25 protein-coding genes and 1 pseudogene are annotated in these 22,658 nt (G+C 74.6%); 17 read left to right on the top strand and 9 right to left on the bottom strand.

All coding sequences use genetic code 11. From position 1 onward, the window contains the following. Nucleotides 1-71 precede the first annotated feature (71 nt). Nucleotides 72-1,364 carry a sugar ABC transporter substrate-binding protein gene (locus LG379_RS12735; RefSeq protein ID WP_225754971.1) on the bottom strand — a complete coding sequence of 431 codons (1,293 nt, stop codon included), beginning with the start codon at nt 1,362-1,364 and terminating at the stop codon, nt 72-74. A 195-nt stretch (nt 1,365-1,559) separates the two neighbouring features. On the opposite strand from LG379_RS12735, the gene LG379_RS12740 reads away from it, so the two are divergent. Continuing rightward, nucleotides 1,560-2,282: a FadR/GntR family transcriptional regulator gene (locus LG379_RS12740; RefSeq protein WP_225754972.1), complete on the top strand. Its 723-nt coding sequence runs from the start codon at nt 1,560-1,562 to the stop codon at nt 2,280-2,282. A gap of 12 nt (nt 2,283-2,294) precedes the next feature. On the opposite strand, the gene LG379_RS12745 is transcribed toward LG379_RS12740, so the two are convergent. Both LG379_RS12745 and LG379_RS12750 read right to left on the bottom strand, forming a co-directional pair. Next, nucleotides 2,295-2,540, bottom strand: a complete 246-nt coding sequence (locus LG379_RS12745; RefSeq protein WP_225754973.1) for a hypothetical protein — start codon at nt 2,538-2,540, stop codon at nt 2,295-2,297. A gap of 74 nt (nt 2,541-2,614) precedes the next feature. Then, on the bottom strand, nt 2,615-2,812 hold the full coding sequence (locus LG379_RS12750; RefSeq protein WP_225754974.1) for a hypothetical protein: 198 nt from the start codon (nt 2,810-2,812) through the stop codon (nt 2,615-2,617). A 186-nt stretch (nt 2,813-2,998) separates the two neighbouring features. Here LG379_RS12750 and LG379_RS12755 point away from each other — a divergent pair, with 186 nt between their 5' ends. The 4 genes from LG379_RS12755 to LG379_RS12770 all read left to right on the top strand — a co-directional run bounded on the left by LG379_RS12755 (nt 2,999) and on the right by LG379_RS12770 (nt 8,469). Continuing rightward, the gene (locus tag LG379_RS12755) at nt 2,999-4,429 is read left to right on the top strand and encodes an FAD-binding oxidoreductase (protein ID WP_225754975.1); all 1,431 of its coding nucleotides are present in this window, start codon (nt 2,999-3,001) and stop codon (nt 4,427-4,429) included. After that, entirely contained in the window at nt 4,426-4,845 is a 420-nt protein-coding gene (locus LG379_RS12760; RefSeq protein WP_225754976.1) for a hypothetical protein, read from the top strand. The genes LG379_RS12755 and LG379_RS12760 overlap by 4 nt, the downstream gene beginning before the upstream one ends. 59 nt (nt 4,846-4,904) lie before the next feature. Further along, nucleotides 4,905-7,796 carry a BTAD domain-containing putative transcriptional regulator gene (locus tag LG379_RS12765; protein WP_225754977.1) on the top strand — a complete coding sequence of 964 codons (2,892 nt, stop codon included), beginning with the start codon at nt 4,905-4,907 and terminating at the stop codon, nt 7,794-7,796. Between the two features lie 145 nt (nt 7,797-7,941). Next, a complete protein-coding gene (locus tag LG379_RS12770; RefSeq protein WP_225754978.1) occupies nt 7,942-8,469 on the top strand; it encodes a hypothetical protein in 528 nt (175 codons plus the stop codon). A 119-nt stretch (nt 8,470-8,588) separates the two neighbouring features. Here LG379_RS12770 and LG379_RS12775 read toward each other — a convergent pair whose 3' ends face one another. Together LG379_RS12775 and LG379_RS12780 are read right to left on the bottom strand one after the other, a co-directional pair. Then, nucleotides 8,589-9,200: a DUF4389 domain-containing protein gene (locus LG379_RS12775; protein WP_225754979.1), complete on the bottom strand. Its 612-nt coding sequence runs from the start codon at nt 9,198-9,200 to the stop codon at nt 8,589-8,591. A 354-nt stretch (nt 9,201-9,554) separates the two neighbouring features. After that, nucleotides 9,555-10,079 (bottom strand): MarR family winged helix-turn-helix transcriptional regulator, encoded by a 525-nt coding sequence (locus LG379_RS12780; protein ID WP_225754980.1) that lies wholly within the window; start codon nt 10,077-10,079, stop codon nt 9,555-9,557. 106 nt (nt 10,080-10,185) lie between these two features. On the opposite strand from LG379_RS12780, the gene LG379_RS12785 reads away from it, so the two are divergent. From LG379_RS12785 to LG379_RS12815, 7 genes and pseudogenes are all read left to right on the top strand, one after another. After that, the gene (locus LG379_RS12785) at nt 10,186-10,761 is read left to right on the top strand and encodes an NADPH-dependent F420 reductase (protein WP_225754981.1); all 576 of its coding nucleotides are present in this window, start codon (nt 10,186-10,188) and stop codon (nt 10,759-10,761) included. 50 nt (nt 10,762-10,811) lie between these two features. Next, complete coding sequence (locus tag LG379_RS12790; protein ID WP_225754982.1) at nt 10,812-11,480, top strand: alpha/beta hydrolase; 669 nt, start codon at nt 10,812-10,814, stop codon at nt 11,478-11,480. Between the two features lie 227 nt (nt 11,481-11,707). Next, nucleotides 11,708-12,061: an HNH endonuclease gene (locus tag LG379_RS12795; RefSeq protein WP_225754983.1), complete on the top strand. Its 354-nt coding sequence runs from the start codon at nt 11,708-11,710 to the stop codon at nt 12,059-12,061. A 149-nt stretch (nt 12,062-12,210) separates the two neighbouring features. Further along, complete coding sequence (locus LG379_RS12800; RefSeq protein ID WP_225754984.1) at nt 12,211-12,426, top strand: hypothetical protein; 216 nt, start codon at nt 12,211-12,213, stop codon at nt 12,424-12,426. 25 nt (nt 12,427-12,451) lie between these two features. Further along, a pseudogene (locus tag LG379_RS12805) lies at nt 12,452-12,649 on the top strand (DUF4287 domain-containing protein); the annotation flags it as partial. Between the two features lie 69 nt (nt 12,650-12,718). Next, entirely contained in the window at nt 12,719-14,056 is a 1,338-nt protein-coding gene (locus LG379_RS12810) for a DUF2252 domain-containing protein (protein ID WP_225754985.1), read from the top strand. A 116-nt stretch (nt 14,057-14,172) separates the two neighbouring features. Beyond that, nucleotides 14,173-14,973, top strand: a complete 801-nt coding sequence (locus LG379_RS12815; protein WP_225754986.1) for an SRPBCC family protein — start codon at nt 14,173-14,175, stop codon at nt 14,971-14,973. 85 nt (nt 14,974-15,058) lie between these two features. Here the strand turns inward: LG379_RS12815 and LG379_RS12820 are convergent, their stop codons facing one another. Further along, on the bottom strand, nt 15,059-15,499 hold the full coding sequence (locus tag LG379_RS12820; protein WP_225754987.1) for a tellurite resistance TerB family protein: 441 nt from the start codon (nt 15,497-15,499) through the stop codon (nt 15,059-15,061). A 111-nt stretch (nt 15,500-15,610) separates the two neighbouring features. On the opposite strand from LG379_RS12820, the gene LG379_RS12825 reads away from it, so the two are divergent. The 4 genes from LG379_RS12825 (at nt 15,611) to LG379_RS12840 (ending at nt 19,344) form a co-directional block, all read left to right on the top strand. Continuing rightward, the gene (locus tag LG379_RS12825) at nt 15,611-16,870 is read left to right on the top strand and encodes a DUF2254 domain-containing protein (RefSeq protein ID WP_225754988.1); all 1,260 of its coding nucleotides are present in this window, start codon (nt 15,611-15,613) and stop codon (nt 16,868-16,870) included. Nucleotides 16,871-17,045: 175 nt separating this feature from the next. Continuing rightward, entirely contained in the window at nt 17,046-17,597 is a 552-nt protein-coding gene (locus tag LG379_RS12830) for a DoxX family protein (RefSeq protein WP_225754989.1), read from the top strand. 299 nt (nt 17,598-17,896) lie between these two features. After that, nucleotides 17,897-18,130 carry a hypothetical protein gene (locus tag LG379_RS12835; RefSeq protein ID WP_225754990.1) on the top strand — a complete coding sequence of 78 codons (234 nt, stop codon included), beginning with the start codon at nt 17,897-17,899 and terminating at the stop codon, nt 18,128-18,130. Between the two features lie 65 nt (nt 18,131-18,195). Further along, on the top strand, nt 18,196-19,344 hold the full coding sequence (locus LG379_RS12840; protein ID WP_225754991.1) for a cytochrome P450: 1,149 nt from the start codon (nt 18,196-18,198) through the stop codon (nt 19,342-19,344). A gap of 44 nt (nt 19,345-19,388) precedes the next feature. On the opposite strand, the gene LG379_RS12845 is transcribed toward LG379_RS12840, so the two are convergent. Beyond that, on the bottom strand, nt 19,389-20,147 hold the full coding sequence (locus tag LG379_RS12845) for a phosphatase PAP2 family protein (protein ID WP_225754992.1): 759 nt from the start codon (nt 20,145-20,147) through the stop codon (nt 19,389-19,391). Nucleotides 20,148-20,156: 9 nt separating this feature from the next. Beyond that, complete coding sequence (locus tag LG379_RS12850; protein WP_225754993.1) at nt 20,157-20,882, bottom strand: phosphatase PAP2 family protein; 726 nt, start codon at nt 20,880-20,882, stop codon at nt 20,157-20,159. A gap of 120 nt (nt 20,883-21,002) precedes the next feature. On the opposite strand from LG379_RS12850, the gene LG379_RS12855 reads away from it, so the two are divergent. Next, nucleotides 21,003-21,713 (top strand): trimeric intracellular cation channel family protein, encoded by a 711-nt coding sequence (locus LG379_RS12855; RefSeq protein WP_225754994.1) that lies wholly within the window; start codon nt 21,003-21,005, stop codon nt 21,711-21,713. A 15-nt stretch (nt 21,714-21,728) separates the two neighbouring features. Here LG379_RS12855 and LG379_RS12860 read toward each other — a convergent pair whose 3' ends face one another. Further along, nucleotides 21,729-22,466, bottom strand: a complete 738-nt coding sequence (locus LG379_RS12860) for a hypothetical protein (RefSeq protein ID WP_225754995.1) — start codon at nt 22,464-22,466, stop codon at nt 21,729-21,731. Nucleotides 22,467-22,658: the final 192 nt, after the last annotated feature.

Consider the following 22,658-nt stretch of genomic DNA (forward strand, 5'->3'; position numbering starts at 1 on the left):
GGCGGGGAGCGCCGAGGGACGACGGCGGGCCGGGTGGTGAGGGCTCCCGCCGCCACCACCCGGCCGTCGCGTTACTCCGCGTCCTCGAGGAAGGCCTGGAAGGCCTCGTGCGCCGCCTCGGCGGAGCTGTCGACGTCCTCACCGGTGATGGCGTCGACGATCGGCTGGCCCACGATCTCGCGGGCCTCCGCGACCTTCACCACGAGGGGACGGTCGTGACCGATGCCCTCCTTGGTGCTGATCGCGATCGCCTCGACGAGGTCGGCGGGGTAGTCGGCGGTGCCCTCGGGGTCCTCCCACACGGACACGCGCGCCCCCGGGACGCCGGCCTTCTGGTTCTCCAGCGTCTGCTCCTGGCTCGTCGCCCACTCGATGAAGCGCCAGGCGTTCTCCTGGTTCTCCGACGCCTCGTTCACGCCGAGGGCCCAGGACGGGATGTTGTACGGCTTGGAGCCGGCGGGGCCGGCGGGGAAGGGCGCGAAGCCGACCGTGTCGGAGACCTTCGAGCTGGCCGGGTCGGTCGCGTTCTTGTAGAGCGAGTTGGCCTCCGTGTAGAAGGCCGCCTGGCCCTGCGTGAAGATGGCCATCGCCTCGGGCCAGCCCATGTCGGTGCTGACGTTCTCGGGGCCGTGCTCGCGGATGAGGCCGCCGTAGAACGCGTAGGCCTCCTTCGCCTCCGGCGAGCCGATCGCCGAGTTGCCCTCGTCGTCGATGAACTCGCCGCCGAAGCTGTAGAGGAAGCTCGAGAACTGGGTGACGGCCGCCGACTTGGCGGTGCGGGCGACGAAGCCCGCGATGCCGGGGTTCTCCTCCGCGATCTTCGCCGCGGCCTCCTCGAGCTCCTCGAGCGTGGCGGGCGGGGCCGAGTAGCCGGCCGCCTCGAGCAGGTCGGTCCGGTAGTAGAGGACCTCCTGCTCGGTGATGATCGGCACGCCGACGACGGCGTCCTCGTAGGTGGTCGCCTCGGCGGGGCCGGCCTGGAAGTCCTCCCAGTCCCACTCGGCGTTCTCGCTGACCTCGTCCGTGAGGTCGGCGAGGTAGCCGTTGTCCGCGAAGAGCTTCCCCTCCTGGAGCGGCCGGTACATCATCACGTCGATGTCGCCGGTCCCGGCGTTGAGCTTGACGTTGTACTGGTCGGAGAGCTGGTCCTCGCCGAGCTGGGTGAGCTCGACGGTGAGGCCGGTCTCCTCCTCGAACTCCGGGATGGCTTCCTTGATGTTGTCGGTCCACACGTGGTTGGCGAGCGTCACCTTGACGGTGGACGAGCCCTCGCCGCCGCTCTCCTCGCCGTCACCTCCGCCGCACGCGGAGAGGCCGATGGCCGAGACGACCGCCAAGGAGGTCGCGATTGCTGACTGACGCATCACGTCGGTCTCCGTTCGTCGCGGACGGCCCGTCGTTGGACCGCCTCTGGTGCGGACCACTACGTCCGCTGATTCCACGGAAGTTAACCATATTCATCTGACGTATGCAACACATGGCACCTGTCGCGTATGCTTTGATCATCACGACGGGCGACCCGACCTGCGGGAAGACGTCACCGAAGGGAGGCCGGTCGCGTGGCCACCACAGCGCCGTCGGGCCTGCACGGGCGGGTGCTCGACTCTCTCGGCCTGGCCGTGTGCGGCGGCGCCCTGCCCACCGGCACCGTCGTGTCGATCGACGAGTTCGTGGAACAGCACGGGGTCAGCCGGTCGGTCGTGCGCGAGGCCGTGCGGGTGCTGTCGTCCATGGGTCTCGTCGAGTCCCGCCGCAAGGTCGGCACGCTCGTCCTGCCGAGCTCGGACTGGAACGTCTACGACCCCCAGGTCATCCGCTGGCGGCTCGCGTCCCAGGGCAGGCTCGCCCAGCTGCGGTCGATCACCGAGCTGCGTGGCGCCGTCGAGCCGGAGGCGGCGCGCCTCGCGGCGGAGCGGGCCACCCCGGACGAGGCCAGCGACATCGTCGGCACGGCCGCGAAGATGTGGGCCGCCGGCCAGGGTGACGACGACGCCGAGTTCCTCCGCCTCGACGTCCAGTTCCACCGCCTCGTGCTCGCGGCGTCGGGCAACGAGATGTTCCTCAAGCTGCACGATCCCATCGCCGAGGTGCTCACCGGCCGTCACCAGCACGGGCTCATGCCCCACCACCCCCACGTCGAGGCGCTCCAGCTGCACGCCGACGTCGCGCACGCCATCCAGCGCCAGGACGGCGAGCACGCCCGCACCGCCATGCGGCGGATCATGGACCGGGCGATGGAGGAGATGAAGAGCATCTGGGCGCAGGACCCGGCGCCCCTCTGACCGACGCGTCCGCTACACCGGCAGCGCGGCCGAGGACGGCACCCACGCGTTCCACGGCGCCCGGTCCGCCAGGTCCTGCTGCACGCATACCCACCCCGGGGCGGTGGCGATGACGTAGAGCTGGACGCGCACCGTCCAGCCGCCGTACGTCCGCGTCCGGACGACGGCGCGCCGGGGCCGGTCCAGCATCCTCGTGGCACCCGGCGGGTCGCCGTGGTTGACGACCCACGAGGCGTAGGGCGCCGCGCTGCTCTGCATGGCGTCCAGCATGCGCCCGGGCACCGACACCCGGCACCCCCGGGCACGGCGTCCCGGCGGTCGGCCTGCCGCCGTCAGGGGTTGAGATAGCTGCCCGGGTCGTCCTCGGTCGGGTTCGGCTGGGCGGGCATCGACCGCATCTCGTACGGGTCCTCCGCGTCGCCGGCCACGTCGTCGTCGGCCGCGGCGCGCGCCTCGTCGACCTCGGGGTCTCCCAGCGGGTCCGGGCTGTCGTCCGGGACGTCCTCGGGGACGCCGGTCTGCTCGGTCATCAGGTCCTCCTCGGCTCGTGGCGTCGTCGTCGGCGCCCGTGCTCCCGACCGTAGGTCGACCGCTCCGACCCTGCACCCGCAGGCGTTGCAGCGGCGTTGCGACGCCGTGCGCGGCGCCCCGCGAGGTCCCTCCGGCCGGGACGCTCGACACGTCACCCGGTCCCCCTCGCACAGGAGCAGCTCGCCATGACCCTCAGCCCCGCCACCCTCAGCCGCCCCCGCACCGTCGGCACCGTCGGACGCACCGACGTCGTGACGGCAGTGGCAGCCCTCCGCGGCGCGCTGCCCGGCGCCGTGCACGCCCCCGGCGACGCCGCCTACGACGCCCTCGTCACACCGTGGAACCTGGCCGTCACCCTGGCCCCGGCCGTCGTGGTCGCCCCGACCACCGGGCAGGAGGTGGCGCTCGTCGTCCGCACGGCGGCCGCGTACGGACTGAGCGTGGGCGTGCAGTGCACCGGTCACGGTGCGGACGGTGCCGCCCGGCCCGACGTCCTCGTCTCGACCCGCCGGCTCGACGAGCTCGCGGTCGACCCGGCAGCGGCGACGGCGCGCGTCGGCGCCGGCCTCACCTGGGCGCCCGTCGTGCAGGCGGCCGCGGCGCACGGCCTCCTCCCGGTGACCGGCTCGTCGACGGGCGTCGGCGTCGTCGGCTTCCTCACCGGGGGCGGGGTCGGTCCGTTCGCCCGCACGGACGGGCTCGCGGCGGACCGGGTGCGTGCCCTCGAGGTCGTCACCGGTGACGGCGAGCTGCGTCGCGTGACGCCCACGCAGCACCCGGATCTCTTCCGGGTGCTCCGCGGGGGCAAGGGCGCGGCCGGCATCGTCACCGCGGTCGAGCTGGACCTGGTCCGCCGCTCCCACTTCTACGGTGGCGCCCTCTACCTGGACGGTGCGCACGCGGCCCAGGTCGTGCACGCGTGGCGACGGTGGGCGGCCGGGCTGCCGGAGGAGGCGACGACCTCCGTCGCCCTCCTGCAGCTGCCCGAGCTGCCGACCGTGCCACCGCCGCTGGCCGGGCGCCTGTCGGTGTCCCTGCGGTTCGCGTGGACCGGGACCCCGGCCGACGGCGAGAGGTGGCTGCGGCCGATGCGCGAGGTGGCGACCGTGCTCCTCGACGACGTCGCGCTCAAGCCGGTGACCGCTCTCGACTCGATCCACGCGGACCCGCAGGACCCGATGCCGGGGCTCGAGCGCGGGCTCCTCCTCCGTGAGCTGACCGCCGAGGCCGTGGACGCGCTCCTGGCGGTCGCCGGCCCCGGCTCCGGCTCGCCGCAGGTGGTCGTGGAGCTGCGGCACCTCGGCGGGGCGCTCGCCAGGGAGGGAGCCCACCCGTCGGCCTTCGACCACCGCCACGCGGTCTGCAGCGTCCTGACCGTCGGGATCGCGATGGACCCGGCCGTCGCCGGGCACGCCGAGACGGTCCGCGGCGCGCTCGCACCGTGGGAGGACGGCGGGGTGTGGCCGAACTTCGGGCCCGCTCACGACGACGCCTCGGCTCGCCGCGCGTACACCCCGAGCACCCTGCGTGCTCTCGCTGCCGCCGTCGCGGACCACGACCCCGACGGGGTGCTGGCCGGCGGGCGGTACCTGCGTGCGCTCCCCGCCGTGCCGTGAGCGGACCCGGCCCCCGCCTGCGCACGGCCGACGGCGCACGCGACGGCGCGACCGCCGTGGTGGCGCTCCTCGTCGAGTGCCTCGACGCGGCGCGCGCGGCTGCCCGGCAGGAGCCCCGTTCCGCCGACCGCCTCCGGGCGGCCGGCGAGCGGCTCGACGGGGCCCTCGCGGCGCTGCCCGCGCTGGCCGCCGACGCGCGCGACCGGGCCGCCGACCTCGTCGTCGGCCTGTCCGCCGCGGGGGTCGCGCCGGCGGAGCGGGACGGCATGGCCGTGGAGCTGCTGGGGGTGCTCGGGGAGGTGTCCGCGGCCCTGCGGGCCCCGGCCGTGCGCGGGCCGGCTCCGAAACCGCCGCCCGGGTCGGCGTCCGGGGCGCCGCCGGGGTCTTGGCAGCGGGGTGGGGCAGCGCCACACTGAGCCCGTCGCACCGTGTCCAGCGCGGAGGGCGCGCGGCCGGGGCCCGGGCAGGAGTGGGCGTGAGCAGCACCGTCAGCACCGTCGGGATCGACCTGCTGGGCCCTGTCCGCGTCGTCGTCGACGGCCGACCGGTGGAGCTCGGCGGCCCCAAGCCGCGCGCCGTCGTCGCGGCGCTCGCCCTGGCCGCCGGTCGACCCGTGAGCGGTGAGGAGCTGGAGCGCGCGGTCTGGGGGGAGGACCCGCCGCCGAGCGCCGGCGGCACCCTGCGGGCCTACCTCTCCCGCCTCCGCGCGGTGCTGCCCGACGGGACGATCCTGCGCGCCGGCCCCGGTTGGTGCCTCGCGGTGCCACGGGTCCAGGTCGACGCGGTGCGCGTCGAGGAGCTGCTGAGCCTGGCCGCGCGGTCCGACGACGGCGAACGCCGGGGGCTGCTCGAGGACGCCGCGGCCCTGGTGACGGGCGAGCCGCTCACCGGGCTCGGCGACCTGCCGGTCGTGCACCAGCACCGCGACCGCCTCGCCGGCCTCGCGGCCGACGTGCAGGAGGCGCTCCTGGACCTGCGGCTGACGGCGGGGGAGCACCGCGAGGTGGTCTCACCGGCGACGGCCCTGGTGGACGACCACCCCCACCGCGAGGGTCCCGTGCGGCTCCTGGCGCTCGCCCTGGCTCGGAGCGGGCGGCACGGCGAGGCGCTCGCCGCCCTCGACGCGTTCCGGGTCCGCCTGGCAGACGACCTGGGCCTGGACCCGTCTCCGGAGCTCGCGGACCTGCGGCAGGGCCTCGTCGTGCACGACCCTTCGGTGCTGCGCACGACGCGAGGGCCCGCCACCGAGGACGGCCCTCGTCGCCCCGCCGTCCCCCTGCCGCTCACCTCGTTCGTGGGGCGCGAGCAGGACGTCGCCGCCGTCCACGCCGCCCTCGGGACGTCGCGAGCCGTGACGCTGGTCGGCCCGGGCGGGTGCGGGAAGACGCGCCTCGCGCTGGAGGCGCTGCGCCGGCTCGGCCGTGAGGACCTGGACGGGCCGTGGACGGTCGAGCTGGGCCACGTCGCCGAGCCCGGGCGGGTCGTCGACACGGTCGCCCAGGTGCTGTCCGTCTCTACGGCCGAGCGCGGCGACGCGCGGGCCGTCGCGGACGCCGTCCGCGGTCGCCGGATCCTGCTGGTGCTCGACAACTGCGAGCACGTCGTCGCCGAGGTCGCGGACCTCGTCGCCTTCCTCCTGCGGTCCTGCGCAGGGCTGCAGGTGCTCTCCACGAGCCGGGAGGCGCTCGGCATCGACGGCGAGTGCGTGCTGCCCGTCCAGCCGCTGCGCTGCGGGCGGCCGGGGCGCCCGGACGAGGCCGAGGCCCTGTTCGCCGAGCGCGCCTCGAGCACCGAGCCGAGCTTCGTCCTCGACGGGAGCACGACGGGCACGGTGAGCCGCCTGGTGCGTGCGCTGGACGGGATCCCGCTGGCCCTCGAGCTGGCGGCCGCCCGGCTGGCGGTCATGGGGCTGGACGACCTCGTCGCGGTGCTCGACGACCGGTTCGCCGTCCTGGAGGGCGGCTCGCGCTCGGCCCTGCCCCACCAGCGCACGCTCGCCACGGCGGTGGAGTGGAGCTACGACCTGCTCGACGAGGAGGAGCGCCGCCTGTTCACGGTCGCGTCCTTCTTCGACGGTCCCTTCACCCTGCCCGCGCTGCGCGGGCTCGCCGAGGCCGAGGTGAGCCGGCCGGTCCTGGGTGTGCTCGCGTCGCTCACCGCGAAGTCGATGGTGCAGGTGGACCGGTCCACCGACGCGAGGGCCAGCAGGTCCTACCGGCTGCTGGAGACCCTCCGTGTCTTCGGCCGGCAGCGGACGGAGGCGGCACTGGCACAGCGCCTGGCGGTGCGCCACGTCGAGCTCTTCGCGAGCGACGCGGCCGACGCGTACCACGGGCTGCGCGGGCCGGAGGCGAAGAGCTGGCTCGCACGCCTCGACCTGGTGCAGCCGGACATGCGCGCGGCGCTGCGGGCCGCGGTGGACCACGGTGACCGGTCCTCGGCCCTGCGGCTCGTCGGCGGGCTGTCGATGTACTGGTTCCACCGCGGGCACCTCCAGGAGGGGCTGTCCTGGGCGGAGGCGGTGCGTGCGCTGCCGGGGGAGTCCGACGAGGTGACGGAGGCGCGGGCCGCGCTCGGCTCGGCGCTGCTGGCGTACGGGCGTGGCGAGGCGTCGAACGTGGACTCACGGTTCCTGTCCGACCTCGGTCGCGCCGCCGCGAGCACGGACGACCCGAGCACGGCCGCCGTCGCCGCCGTCTACGCCGGCTACTTCCTGGCCGCGTTCGGCGACCTGGAGCAGGCGGGCGGGCACTTCCACCACGCCGGTGAGCTGCTCGCCACGGGAGCCGTGGAGCCGTGGGCCGCCACGGAGGTCCTCTTCGCGCAAGGACAGCTCCTGCGGGCGCAGGGCCGGCCGGCCGAGGCGCTCGCGGCGCTCGACGCCGCGTCGTCCGCCGGCGCAGCGTGCGGGCACGCGTGGGCGGCGGGCAGTGCCCGGTACATCGCCGCCAAGCTGCGCGTGGACCAGGCGCAGGGCGGTCATGCGCTGCTGCTCATCGCGCAGACGCTGCCCTCCACCCTCGACCTCGGGATCCACACGTCGACGCTCGCCCTGCTGCACGTGGCCGCGGCAGCGACCGCGCTGCTGGAACGGCACGTCGAGGCGGCGGCGCTGCTGGGCACGGTGGACGCCTGGGGGGAGCGGCTCGGCTACCACCCCTCGCGGATGGACCCCGTCGACGCCGCGCGGCACCGGACCCTCGTCCAGCAGGCCCTCACGGCGGAGGAGTTCGACGAGGCGTGGCGGAGCGGGCGCAGCACGACGCTCGCCGCGGCAGCACGGGGCGTCATGGCGCTCGCTGAGGGCGCGAGCGCGTCCGGGCCGGCCAGGCGCCGGGCCGTCCGCGGGTCGGCGCCTCCCGCCTGACCGGTGCCCTGACCGCGGCGGCACCAGGCCCGCTGCCAGGGGGCGTTGCAGGGGCGTTGCACCGCGTCGCGCGTCGCTCCGCGGCCCGGGTGACACGGGGATCGTCGTGCCGTACCGCAGGACCGACATCCCAGGAGAGATCACCATGACCGCACGACTCGTCCCGTCCGCCGTCCTCGCCGTCGCCCTCGCCGCCACCGGCGCCGGTGCGGCGTCCGCCCACGGCCCGTCCGAGGGTGGGGCGCACACGGCCGACTTCCCCGGCCGGGTCGCCGCCCAGGCCCGCGCGGCGACCGCCGCCTTCCACGACCCGCAGGCCGCCATCGCGGCCGGCTACCTGCCCAGCTCGCACTGCCTGCCGGGCATGGGCCAGCACTGGGTGAACCCGGCGAACCTCATGGACGGCGTCAACGACATCGCCAAGCCGGACGTCCTGCTGTACGAGCCCACGCCGGACGGCCCCCGCCTCGTGGGCGTCGAGTGGCTGCAGGTGGACGCCGACCAGGACACGACGACCGACGACGACCGCCCCTCCCTCGGCGGCGTCCCGTTCGACGGTCCGATGCTCGGGCACGAGCCCGGCATGCCCGTCCACTACGACCTGCACCTGTACGTCTGGGAGCACAACCCGCTGGGTCTGGCGGCGGTGCTCAACCCCAACGTCACCTGCTGACGCGCGAGGCGCCCCCGGGGCGTCCGGCCGGTGCTCCGCACCGCCGGGCGCCCCGACGCGTCGGTGGGGGCCGACGCGGCTGGGCGAGCCGGCCCGGCGTCCTGCGACGCTGGGCGCCCTCAGCCGCGGACCGAGGTCGGCTCCCCGGGCCCCATGTCGAGGCGGAACGGCGGGTACTGGTCCGTCATGAGCGAGACGTAGACGCCCACCCGGTACAGCCAGCGGTTCAGCCCGACCAGGAGGTCGTGCAGCCCGCCGGGGTACCGCCCGCTGAAGAGCAGCACGACGCCCACGACGAGCACGAGGACGCCGATGAGTCCGGTCTGGTTCTGGTGCTGGACGACGCCCTCGGCGTCCTCCCACCGCACCTGCGGGCCGGTGAGCAGGGCGACCACGACGTAGTGGGGGATCGCCAGCAGCCACCACTTGACCAGGGCCAGCCCACGCGAGAGCTGCTCGGGGTAGGCGACGTCGAGACGTGCGGGGTACTCGGGCACGTCCTGGAGCGTGAAGGGCGGGTACACGTCGGTGCCGAGCGCGCCGTACCCGTAGTACGCCACCCGCCACGTCCACCGCAGGACGCCCACCTGGTACTCGAAGATGCCCCGCGGGTACCGCCCCGTCACCACGACGGTGACGAGGACGACGGGCCACAGCAGGACGTAGCCCAGCCACAGGAACGCCAGCACGACGGCGTGCGGGATGAGCAGGAACCACTTGACGAGCCACATCCACCGCGACACCGCCGGCGGGGGGAACCCCTCGAGCCGGAGGGGGTGGGCCGGCCCGGCCGGTGGTGGCGGAGGTGGGGCCGATGGGGGTCTGGGCTGTGGCGCTGGTCATGAGGTCCTCCGCACCTCGGCCGGCGGTCCTGCGGCGCAGGGCGCTCGTCGTCGGGTCCACCGACCAGGCTGGCACCGCGCCGCGGTGGACGGACGAGACCAACGGCCCAACCGCCCGCCGCCCCCCGCCCCGAGCGACAACGGGGAAGGTCGGTGGCGCATGCCGCAACCGACCTTCCCCGTTGACTCGCGTGGGGAGGGCGAGGGCGGGGACGCCGGCGCGCGCCCTGGCTGCGTGCCGGGTCAGGAGTCTGCGGCGTGCCCGTCCGTTGCGGGCGGCGCGTCGTGGCGGCGGTAGACGTCGCTCATCCGGCCGGTGGGGTCCAGGCGCTGGAGCACCGCGTCCGTGATCGCCGTCAGCTGCTGGATCTGCTCGGGTGTCAGCGCGTCCACGACGTGCTCGCGCACCGTGGCCACGTGGCCCGGTGCCGACGCCTGCACCGTGCGCCACCCCTCCGCGGTGAGGCGCGCGTTGGTGGCGCGCGCGTCCTCCGGGCAGGGGAACCGCTCCACCAGCCCGCGCTCCTCGAGCCGGCGCACCACGTGGGACAGGCGCGGCAGGGTCGCGTTGGTCTGCGCGGCCAGCGCGGTCATGCGCAGCGTGTGCTCGGGGGCCTCGGACAGCATGGCGAGCACGTAGTACTCGAAGTTCGTCAGCTGTGCGTCGCGGCGCAGCTGCTGGTCCAGCCGGCCCGGGAGCAGCTCGAGCACCGCCGCCAGCCGCACCCATGCCGCGAGCTCCTCGCGCGTCAGCCACCTCGTCTCCATGGCCCCAGTGTGCCCCAAGGTTGTCGGAACAACCAACACGGTGGTACGGTTCAGTTGTAGCAACAACCAATTCGGCGCAGCAGCGCCCGACAGAAGGAGAACCGCCATGACGAACGTGAGCATCCTCGGGACCGGCAACATGGGCTCGGCCATCGCGGGCATCGCCGAGAAGGGCGGGCACACCGTCCAGCTCCTCGGCAGCGCCGACGCCGCCACCCCCGTCACCGGCGACGTCGTCGTCCTCGCGGTCCCCTACCCCGCCGTGGAGCACGTCCTGGCGCAGCGCGCGGCCCAGCTCGCCGGCAAGGTCGTCGTCGACATCACCAACCCGCTCAACTTCGAGACCTTCGACTCCCTCACCGTCCCCGCCGACTCGTCCGCCGCGGCGGAGATCGCCGCCGCCCTGCCGACCGCCCGCGTGGTCAAGGGCTTCAACACGAACTTCGCCGCCACCCTGGCCAGCGGTGTCGCGGGCGACACGCCCACCACCGTCTCGCTCGCGGGCGACGACGCCGAGGCCAAGTCCCTCGTCGCCGAGATCGTGACCTCCGGTGGCCTGCGTGCGGTCGACGCCGGATCCCTCCGCCGTGCGCGTGAGCTGGAGGCCCTCGGCTTCCTGCAGATCACGCTCGCCGCGGCCGAGAAGACGTCGTGGACCGGCGGGTTCGCCCTGCAGTCCTGAGCCTCCCGGCTCGACGCACGACACGCCCCGCCCTCACCCCGGAGGATCCTGTGACCGCCTTCCCCCAGCCCACGGTCGCGTGGGCCCACGCCGACGAGCCGGACCGGCCGCTGGTCGTGCTGCTCCACGGTCGGGGTGCCGACGAGGCGGGGATCGTCGGGCTGGCGGGACACCTGCCGCCGACGGCGTCCTACGCGGCGGTCCGGGCACCGATCGGTGAGGGCGGGGCCTACGCGTGGTTCGCCAACCGGGGGATCGGCCGGCCCGTCCCGGAGTCGCTGGCCGCGACCATGGCGTGGTTCCGCGGATGGCTCGACGAGGTGGCGCCGGCCGGCCGGCCGGTGCTCCTCGTCGGGTTCAGCGGCGGCGCCGCCTTCGCCGGAGGGCTGCTGCTCGACGAGCCGTCACGGTTCGCCGGGGCCGCCGTCCTGCACGGCACGCTCCCCTTCGACGCGGGAGTGCCCGCGACGCCGGGCCGGCTGGAGGGCGTCCCCGTCTTCCTGGCCCGCGGCGACGCCGATCGTGTCATTCCCGCGGAGCTGCTGGACCGCACGTGGGCGTACGTCACCGGGGACTCCGGGGCGGCCGCGCGCACCCACCGGGACCCCGGCGGCCACGGCCTCACCGCGCCCGCCGTCAACGCGCTCGCCGCCTGGGTCGAGGAGCGCCTGGCCCGGCAGGTCCTCCGGGAGGAACGGACGGCGCACCAGCGCAGGTGAGCCTCCAGGCGGTCCGCCGCGGCGCGGGTGCCGCCCAGGGAGCGCAGCTCGGCGGCGAGCCGCGCTGCAGCACCCCGGTACGACCGGGTCCGAGGCGGCCGCCCGGTGGGCCCGCGCGACCGCGTCCGGCCGCGGCGTACCGGTGCGCAGGTCGACACCGGCACCGTGCCAGCCGATGCGCGCCGCGTCGCGGCTCCTGAGCCGTACCCCGTGGCTAGCCTGCGACCATGCCCGCCAGCCGCAGCCGCCAGGTCCGCTACGCCCGGCGGCGCCGTCGGCGGATGGCGGCCGTCGAGCACGACCTGCACCCGGAGCAGTGGGCTGCGCTGGTCGTGGCGTGGGGCGGCTGCGCGTACTGCGGCGCGACAGGCGTGCCGCTCCAGCGCGATTGCGTGCTGCCGATCTCCCGCGGCGGGCGGTACACCCTGGAGAACATCGCGCCCGCCTGCGCGTCGTGCAATGCCAGCAAGTGCAACGACGAGGTCACCGGGTGGCTACGGCGAAAGCGCCTTGACGAGCGCGCGTTCCTCGAACGGCACGGACGGATCCAGGCGGAGCTGCGGACGCGGTCGTCCGGCTGAGACCCGGCGTGGGCGGTGCCAGCGAGCCGTCGACGCCGACCCGCCGGGGCCATCGGCACCGAGGCGGGCCCAGCGTCCCCTTCGACGACGGCACGGGGAGCAAGGACCGTCCTGTGCTCGTGCTGTCCGTCGGCGCTCGGAGGTGCACCGTGGCGCGCTGCACGTCGACGGACCGCGGGGCGCGGCGCGACCACGTCCGGATGCCCGACGGCATGCCGGGCCTGTCCCGGGCGACCTGGGTCAGCCTGCGTCCGCTGCGGCTCCGCCGGTCCGCCCTGCGGCGGCGTGCCGGACGGCCCGGCCACGGCCTCGTGACCTGGTACGAGGAGGTGTCGGCCGGCGCTGCCGGCGGTCCGGGCCGATGACTTCGAGCCGCGACCCCGGTCTGTCCCACCATGGAAGGCGGGCGACGTCGTCGCGTGGCTGGCCGAGGACTACGGCCTCGGCCGTGGTCACGCGATGGCGATATGGCACGTCATCACCAAGGGCCCGGGGATCGGCACCAAGCACGTCGGCACGGACGGGGCCCATCGCGACGCCACCGACACCCTGTGGCTCGACGGCAAGGCGTCGCGGCCCGCGACCTGACCGTCCGCGGCTGCGGAGCGGGGCCGGCACAGGACGCGCACCCCCGTCCCCGCGCGTACCGTCCGGGACATGAGCTCCGACGAGCAGCGCAGCGGCCACATCGTCGACGTCCTCTCCGACGCCTTCCGTGACCTCATCGACGCGGACCCGCGGGCGTTCCGGCGCAAGTTCCGCGCCATGGCCGCCGACCCGTTCGCCTTCTTCCGGGGGACCGCGTGCCTGTTCTACGCCGACGTCGCCGGCGAGGAGGACCGCTGGGCCGATGAGCGCACCGGCCGCGTCTGGATCCAGGGTGACCTGCATGCGGAGAACTTCGGCACCTCCATGGACGGTCACGGGGTCCTGATCTTCGACGTGAACGACTACGACGAGGCGTACCTCGGCCCCTTCACGTGGGACCTGCGGCGCATGGCGGCGAGCCTGGCGGTCCTGGGCTGGACCAAGGCGCTGCCGGACGCCGTGATCCGCCGGCTGATCGAGGTCTACCTGCGGGCCTACCTGGACCAGGTCCACCACTTCGTCGACAGCGACCGGGACCACGAGTGGTCCCTGCGGCTCGGCACCGCCCGGGGGGCCGTCCACGAGGCGCTGCTCGACGCGCAGCTGCGGACACGGGTGGGGCTGCTCGACTCGATCACCGTCGTCGAGGACTACCGCCGCCGGTTCCGCGAGTCGCCGCACCTGCGCGTCCTCGAGGACGAGGAGAAGGACGCCGTCGTGCGCGCGTACGAGGCGTACGTCGAGACGCTGCCCGGCTCCAAGCGCCTGGGCAGCATCACCTACGAGCTCAAGGACGTCGTCGGCGCCTCCGGCTTCGGGATCGGCAGCGCCGGGCTGCAGGCCTACAACCTCCTCGTCGAGGGTCACACGCAGGCGCTCGAGAACGACGTCGTCCTGAGCATGAAGCAGGGCGCCGTCCCCGCTGCCGGGCGGGTGGCCCCGGACGAGGAGGCGGAGCGGTACTTCGAGCACCAGGGCCACCGCACGGCCGTGTCCCAGCGGACGCTCCAGGCGCACCCCGACCCGTGGCTCGGCTGGACGCGCATGGCGGGCGGCCCGCTCGACGGCGCCGGGTTCGTGGTGAAGGAGCTCTCCCCGTACGAGGCGGATCTCGACTGGGAGGCCCTGTCCGAGCCCGACGAGCTCGCGGAGGTGCTGGAGCAGCTGGGTCGCGCGACAGCCAAGGTGCACTGCGTCTCCGACGTCGACAGCCCCGACGTGCCGCTCGTCGACTTCCAGACCGAGGACGCCATCGCCGAGGTCGTGTCCGGCGCCGAGGACGAGCTCGTCGAGGACGTCGTCGAGTTCGGCCTCGCCTACGGCGAGCGGGCCCGCGCGGACCACGCGCTCTTCGTCGACGCGTTCCGCAACGGCCGGTTCGAGCACGTGGACCCGCAGGCGGGCTGACGCCGGTCGCGCGTCGCAGCCCGTCCTCGCCCACCTCGCACGTCGGGGCGCCAGCCCGCATGCTGGACGGAAGGGGGCTGCACGCCGGCCCCGGCACCCGACGAGAGGAGTGGACCGTGACGACCCAGGTCGAGAAGTCCGTGATCGTGAACGTGCCCGTGTCCGTGGCGTACAACCAGTGGACGCAGTTCGAGGAGTTCCCCCACTTCATGAGCGGGGTCCAGAGCGTCGAGCAGCTCAGCGACACCCGCCTGCGGTGGGTCGCCGAGATCGGCGGCGTCAAGCGCGAGTGGGAGGCGGACATCCTCGAGCAGGTCCCCGACCAGAAGGTCGCCTGGGCTGCCAGCGAGGGCGCGACGAACGCGGGTGCGGTCCGGTTCGAGGACATCGGTGGCGGGCAGACACGGGTCCACCTGTCGCTCGAGTTCGAGCCCGAGGGCCTGGTCGAGAAGGCCGGTGACGCGCTCGGCGTCGTGGAGCGCACCGCGCAGAACGACCTCGACCGCTTCAAGGCGTTCATCGAGGACGAGGGCTACGCGAGCGGCGCGTGGCGGGGCACCGTCGTGACGCCCGGCCAGGTGGGCGGGACGCCCGACGTCGACGACGCCGCGGCCTCCCGGGGCGACTCGGGCAAGGCGGGCATCTCGAAGAAGGCCGCCGCCGCCGGTCTGGGTCTTGCCGCCGCCGGGATCGCCGCCGTCGCCTCGGCGACCGGCTCGTCCGACAAGGGCAGCGGCACGACCACCGGGACGACGGCCGGACCGGACGACGACCTGCCCTACGACCCCGCGACGCCGATCGGGGTCGCGGCCGGTGACCTGCACCCCGGTGACCCGAGCACCCCGGTGGCGCCCGAGGACCGCCCGGGTGTCGTGGACCCGGACGAGGGTCAGGACTCCACCGAGTCGCGCCTCTGAGGCGACCTCCGGGCAGCGGTGAGCGACGAGGGCCGGGGCGACGCCCCGGCCCTCGTGGCGTCCGGCCTCGGTCGTCGGTGCGCCGTCAGTCGACCGTGGCGAGCTGAACGACGCCCATGTTCAGCCGGTCGAGACGGCTGAGGTAGGCGACGAACTCCTCGGTCGCCGAGAGGGGCGGAGGCGAGTCCAGGCCCACCGTGAGCACGGCCCAGCCGCGATCCTCCGCGGCGTCGCACCAGTCCCGCTCGCACCCGGTCGTCGCGACGGGGATGCCCCAGAGGGTCAGGTGTGCGACGTCGCCGTCGACGACGATGCCCGCCCGCACGACGTCGACCGGCTCGAGTCGTGGCGCGGTGGCAGGCGGGAGCCGGAGCGCAGCGGCGAGCTGGTGGGCCTGCCCCCGGTGCTCGGGATGATCGGGATGGACCGCCAAGCAGGCGACCGGCGCGCCGTCGCTCGGGAGGGTGCCCACCCACGTCACGGACGCGAGCCCTTCCGCACCACGCAAGCCCGCTCGGGAGGCCATCTCCTGAGGATAGGTCCGCGGAGCCCGATATGCCCGGGTTCCCCCCGTCCAGCGGATGCGTCCGATCTGGCGAGACGGCACGCTGCGGAGACACCCGACTCGAGGAGCACCGTGCCCGCGCCGCGCTACCACGCCCCCCGCCTGAGCCTCTGGCATCGGCTGTGGCGGCCGTTCTGGGTCCTTCCGGTCACCCTCACGGTGGCGTCCGGCGTGCTCGGGGTCGCGCTGCCGGCGCTCGACCGGACGCTGAGCGAGTCGGTGCCCTGGCTGTTCCAGGGCGGGCCCGACGGGGCGCGCTCGCTGCTGAGCACGATCGCCACCGCCATGATCTCGGTGACGGGCCTCGTCTTCTCGATCACCATGGTCGTCCTGCAGCTCGCGAGCAGTCAGTTCACGCCCCGCGTCCTCGGGTCGTTCCTCGAGAGCCGTGTCACCCAGTCGACCCTCGGCGTCTTCGCGGGGACCTTCGTCTACGCCCTGACCGTGCTGCGGTCCGTCCGGGGGGAGAGCGACGAGCTCGCCGCGTTCGTCCCGCAGACGTCGATCACCGTGGCGTTCCTCTTCGTCCTCGCCAGCGTCGGGTGGTTCCTCGCCTTCATCCAGCACATCACGGCCTCCATCCGTGTCTCCGAGGTGGTGCTCGGAACGGCCGACGAGACCCGGCACGTCGTGGACCGGCTCTACCCTGCGGAGCCCCCGGGGGCAGCCGCCGACGACGGGCCGTCGCGCGCTGCGTCCCGCACCGTCACCTGCGGGGACCGCTCCGGCCACGTGCGCGAGATGGACCTGGCCGGGCTCGTGCGACTGGCCGCGGACCACGACGTCCTCGTCGAGGTGACCGTCCAGCTCGGCGAGTTCCTGCCCGAGGGCGGCCGCATCGCCGTCGTGCGCGCGGCCACGGGCGAGGCCCTCACGGACGACCTCCTGGAAGACGTCGGACGCACCGTGAGCATCGCGAAGGAGCGGGGCGTCGACCAGGACCCCGCGTTCGGGCTCCGCAAGCTGGTCGACATCGCCGAGCGGGCGCTGTCGCCGGCGGTCAACGACCCGACGACGGCGAGCCAGGTGGTCGACGGTGAGCACCGCGCGCTGCGACTCGCCGTGCAGCGCCACGACCCGCCGGCGCGCCTCACGGACGACCAGGGCCACCTGCGCGTCGTCCACCGGCCGCAGACGGTGGCCGTCCTGCTGAGCCTCGCCGTGCGCGAGATCGCCCACTGGGGCCGGGACTCGCTCCAGATCCCCGTCCGGCTGAGGTCGATGCTCGACGACCTCGAGGGCGTGGCGCTGCCGCAGCACCGGGCGGCGATCGCCGACGTGCGTCGAGAGATCCCGCCGGACCCGCCGGGGCAGACGGCATCCACCGACTGACCGGCGTGCGTGACGCACGCCACATTGCGCCGGATGACCCCGTGACAAAGGTCTCAGGCGGACAGCACACCGGGTCCCTAGCGTGAAGTCAGGAAACGCGACGCAGGAAGCGCGATTCCGGGGACGAGGACGTGCGGTGCAGCGGAGCTCCGTACGCGACGCACAGGAGGCGATGATGTCCACCACGACCGCCCGCCCCGCGGGCACCATGAGCACCACGGTCTTCCAGGAGGAGATCGTCACCCGGCCCGGCGCGCGCTACGCGCTCGCCTTCGGCCGCATCGTCATCGGCTGGATCTTCCTCTGGGCCTTCGTCGACAAGCTCTTCGGCCTGGGCTACGCGACGCCGGCCGAGCGGGCCTGGCTCAACGGGGGCACCCCGGCCCAGGGCTACATCGGCGGTGCCGAAGGTCCCTTCGCCGGCTTCTTCCAGTCGGTGTTCCAGAACTCGTTCGGCGACATCCTCTTCATGGTCGGCCTGCTCGGCATCGGCCTTGCCATGATCCTCGGCATCGGGCTCAAGGTCGCTGCCGTCTCCGGCACGCTCCTGATGATCTTCATGTGGATGACGCAGATCCCCTGGGTGATCGGCGGCAACAACCCGGTCACGACCTCGCACTGGGTCGAGGCGGCTCTGCTGATCATCGCCGCCACGACGCTCGCCGGTGACACGGCAGGCCTCGGCAAGAGGTGGGGCGGCATCGTCGGCAACAGCTGGCTGCGCTGACCCCGCACGCACCACCCCGCACCACGACGGCGGGGCTCGGGACGGTCCCGGGCCCCGCCGTCGTCCGTGCTGTTCGCGGCCCACGGCGTCCACGCGACGCCGATCGAGGGATCGCCGATGCGGCGGGTTTCACGTGCGGGGGCGTTCTCCTCCAGCTTCGAGAGCAAGACGGAGCTGTCTTCGCACTGGCCGAGCGGGAGTGGCGGCTCCGGCTGGACCACCCCCGTGCGACGTTCGACCGCCTGCTGTCGGCCGACGCCATCGACGGCGACCGCCTGGAACCCGATGTCGTGTGGCTGATGCCGGAGATCTTCGAGAACCCGCCCGACGACCGGCTCTGGCACCTCGTCCACGCGGAGTTCGCGCTGCTCGCGATGCGCGACCCCGAGGTCGCGCCGCGCTTCCTCGCGAGCACCGAGACGGCCCAGCGTGAGCTCGCGGCGCTCCTGGACACCACCGTCCGCTCCCTCGGCCTGCGCTTCGTCCTGGACCCGGCGGACCTCACGCGCCTCACGGAGCCCCTGGAGGGCTGAGTGCCGCCGTCTGCCACGGTCGGGCGAGGAGGCGCCGACCCCGCGCCGCAGCCGAGGATGGGTCGGTGACCGACCCCGACTGGAACCCTCGTGGCCCGCGCGTCCGCCGGGACGCCCGCTCCGCCTACGACGAGCTGCGGGCGCGGTGCCCCGTCGCGCACGGCGCGGACGGCTCCTGGACGTTCCTGTCCCACGCCGACGTCGCGCGCGCAGCGCTCGACCACGAGACGTTCAGCAACGCCGTGTCACGCCACCTCCAGGTGCCGAACGGCCTCGACGGGCCGACGCACACCGCGTACCGGGCCGTCGTCGAGCGCTACTTCACGCCGCAGCGCATGGCGGCCCTCGAGCCGCGGCTCCACGAGGTCGCCGTCGCGCTCGTCGAGGAGGTGGACGTGCCCGGACGTGTCGACGTCGTCCGGCTCGGCTCCCTCTTCGCCGTCCGCGCGCAGAGCGCCTGGCTGGGGTGGCCGGCCGCGCTCGAGCCGGTCCTGCTCGCGTGGATGGCCGATCACCGCGCGGCGGCCCGGTCGGGCGACCGCGCGCGCACGGGGGAGGTGGCCGGGAGGTTCACCGCGATCATCCGCGGCCTCACCGACGCCCGACGTGCCGCCGGCGACGACGCCCCCGACGACGTGACGACCGAGCTCGTCCGCGACCGCGTCGACGGCCGTCCGCTGACCGACGACGAGATCGTCTCGGTCCTGCGGAACTGGACGGGGGGCGACCTCGGGTCGATGGCCCTCGCGGCGGGCGTCGTGGTGACCTACCTCGCCGACCACCCGGACCTGCAGGGCCGGGTGCGTGAGGGCGTGTCGGACCGTGAGCTCGACGCGGTGCTCGACGAGGTCCTGCGCATCGACGACCCGTTCGTCAGCAACCGGCGCGTCACGACCCGGCCCGTCACGGTCGGTGGGCGCGAGATCGGGCCCGGTGCCCGGGTGGTCCTGCACTGGACCGCCGCGAACCGTGACCCGCGCGCGTTCGGCGACCCCGACGCGTTCGCCCCGGAGGCCAACGCGCCGTACAACCTCGTGTGGGGCATCGGGAAGCACGTCTGCCCCGGCCGGCCGCTCGCGACGCTCGAGCTGCGCGTGCTCGTCAGGGCCCTCCTCGTGGCGACCAGGGCCATCGAGCCCGACCCCGATCGACCCCGCTTGCGTGAGCTGCCGCCCGTCGGCGGGTTCTCCGCGGCTCCGGTCGTCCTCCGGTGACGCGCCCGGTCGGGCGACCCACCGCGCCGGGGTGAGGTCGACCGTCAACCCTGGGTGGGTGCCGGCGACGCGCCGTCGTCCTCCGTCCGGCCGGCGGCGAGCGTCTCGGGGTGCTCGTCCCTCGCCTCCTGGGCGTGCAGGTACCGCCACGCGAGCAGCGCGCACACCCCACCGTTGAGGGCGCCGACCACCACGTCCGACAGGTGGTGCATGCCGCGGTACAGCCGTGCGTACGCCACGAGGACCGGGACGAGGAGGAACAGCGCCATGAGTGCCGTGCGCAGCGCGGCCGACCGGATGCGCGAGGCGAGGAGCGCCAGCGTCAGGTAGAAGGCGGTCGAGGCACCCACGTGCCCGCTGGGGAACCCCGACGTCGGCGGTGCCTCGTCGAGGAGCTCGACGTCGGGCCGCTCGCGTCCGACGACCGCGGCCGCGGTGACGAAGACCGTGGCCTGCACCGAGATGGCGATCGCCGGCACGAAGGCGCGACGCCACTGGCGCGTGCGCCACCACAGGGCAGCGACCACCACGACGCACCCTCCGACGATGAAGGCCGTGGCGCCGATGTTCGACCACACCGACGTGACGCCGTCCATCACCGGGGTCCGCTGGTCCACCAGCGCCTCGTTCAGCGCCACCTCCGCGGGGAGCGAGTCGAGCGGGCCGACGACGAGCAGGCCAACGGCCACGACGCCGAGCCACAGCACCAGCACCGGGACGGCGGCGCGCCGCACCATGTCCCGCCGGGTCCGCGCGCTCAGCGGACGGGTCCGCCCCTCCTCGGGGGTCGTCGGGTAGGACACCGTGCCTCCTCAGCCGGGAGCACGGGGGGCGGTGGTCGCCTCCGCCCCGGTCGCCGGGTCGGCGGGCACCTCCCGGGGCAGCGCACGGTCTCCCCAGCCGCGGTACCCGAGGTAGGAGGCCCCGGCCATCGCACCGCCGAGCGCGATCCCGGCCACCACGTCCGAGGGGTAGTGCGCGCCCAGCAGGACGCGGTCGGCGGCGGTCGCCACGACGGCGACGGTGGCCAGGCCGACGGCGGCCGCCCGCCCTCGGCGCCCCAGCAGGGGCCACAGGAGCAGGACGACGACGACGCCCGTCGCCGCGGTGTTCATCGCGTGGCCGGACGGGAAGCTGTACCCGGGGGCGCGCGTGAGCGCGTCCTCGAGAGCGGGGCGTGAGCGCGCGACCAGCACCTTGAGGGCGTTGCCGAGCCCCCACGTGAGGAGCACCGTGGCGAGCGCCCACAGCACCCGACCGCGCAGCCCCCGGCGCGTCCACACCCAGACGCACAGGGCCGCCGCCGCGAGGTTGACCCATCGGGCCTGGAAGGCGTCCTGCCACAGGAGCAGGCCGCGGTGGAGCTCGGGGTCCGCGCCCGTGAGGCGGGTGGCCGCTCTGACGACGGCGACGTCCGCCCGGTGCACGCCCGACGCCTCGGAGCGCACGACGACGGCGAGCACGGCGACCGGCAGCGCGGCGGCGGCCGCGAGCGCAGCGGCCCCCGCGAGGCGCCCTCGGCGCAGCCACCGGCCCATGAGCGGAGCGTAGGACTGCCGGCACCCGGCCGCCCCGTGGGGGTCGGGGCCGGGCGCCGCTGCTCGCCGTCGTGGCGGACGGGTGCGGTCCGGCTCCTGCCCTGGTGGTAGGCAGGACCCGTGGACGTCGACCTCGACACGGGCTGGCTGCTCAGCGAGCTCATCCCCGGGTCCCTGCGCGCCCTGGACCTGGTCGGCGTCTTCCTCAACGGCGTCCTCGGCGGCACCATCGCACGGCAGCGGCGGTTCGACCTCGTCGGCTTCGCCATCCTCGCGATCGTCTCGGCGCTCGGCGGCGGCATCCTGCGCGACACGTTGCTCCAGCAGGGCCCGCCGGTGGCGCTGACCGACCCCTGGTACCTCACGACGGCCCTCGTCGGTGCGCTCGTCGCGTTCGTCGTGCGGCTGGAGGGCCGCTGGTGGAACCGGTCCTTCCTGGTGGGCGACTCCCTCGTGCTCGGCTGCTGGGCCGCGGTGGGCGCCGGCCGCGCCCTCGAGGCCGAGCTGGGCGTGCTCCCGGCGGTGCTCCTCGGCGTCACGACGGCCGTCGGGGGCGGGATGATCCGCGACGTCGTCGTCGGGCAGGTCCCGGCCGTCTTCGGCGGGAACACGCTCTACGCGACCTCGGCCGTGTTCGCGTGCCTCGTCCTCATCCCGCTGCACGAGGCAGGGCTCGAGACGGCCGGCGTCTACGCGGCGATCCTGGTCGGCTCGGGTCTCAGCCTCGTCGCCCGGTGGCGCCGGTGGATGCTGCCCGACGCGGACACGCTGCGGCTGCGCCCTCCGTCGCGGCTGCTGCCGCGGCACCGGCGCAAGGGCGACCCGCAGTAGCGCGGGCCGGCCTCGTCAGCCGGCGACCGCGACCGTGCGGGCGACGGAGAGAGCGGCGTCCAGGCCCTCGGGCGTGGGGGGCGTCTGCAGGACGATGCGCGTGACCTGGTCCCCGACGCCGACGAGGACGTGCGCGGTCGTGACCGGCGCCTGCCAGACACGGCGGCCCTCGCGGTCCCTGCTGCTGTGCCCCTCGGTGTCCGTGACGACGTGGACGACGGCCGCGTCGGCGCCCGGGACGTCCAGGGTGTAGACGGTGGAGGTCACGCCGTCCAGGGCGGGTGAGAGCGACTCGCTGAGTCGCTGGGCCCAGGCCGCGTCGGTGACCGGCGGGTAGACCTGTGCGCCGGAGGTCGCGGACCGGGTGCCCCGGATGACGGGGCCCGCGAAGAGCTGGACGCCGTCGAAGGCGCCGGCGGACCGGTACTGGGCGGGGACCGTCAGCGAGACCGTCCCCGACGTCACGACGGTTCCGGCGGCAGGGGCGATGTCAGGGAGGGGCTCCGCGGGGAGCGCGGCGACGACGTCGGCCACCTGCTGCGGGGCGTCCGGAGCGATCTCCTCGGTGGGGGTCTCGGCCTCGGCCTCGCCCGCGACCGTCCCGGCGCCGCCCTCCGCGTCCTCGCCCGTCGGGGCGGTGACCTCCGGGCTGCTCGTCGGTGCGGCGGTCGGCTCCCGGTCCTGCCCCACGGCGCAGCCGGCCAGCAGGCCGACCGTCATCGTGACCACGACCAGGCGCGTGGCGGTGCTCATGACGCTCTCCTTGCGGTGCCCGGTGGAGGCACTGTGCGCGCCCCCACCGGGACTATCGGCACCCGTACGGGGCCTCACAAGGTGTAGGGCGACTCGGATGCTGTGGCGCTGGGCACTTCGGGTGACGGGCGGGCTTAGTTCAGCGTCTATACAAACCACCGTCGGCCGCCTACCGTGTCGACCGTCCGCCCA

The organism is Actinotalea sp. Marseille-Q4924, from assembly GCF_916618755.1.
GTDB lineage: Bacteria > Actinomycetota > Actinomycetes > Actinomycetales > Cellulomonadaceae > Actinotalea.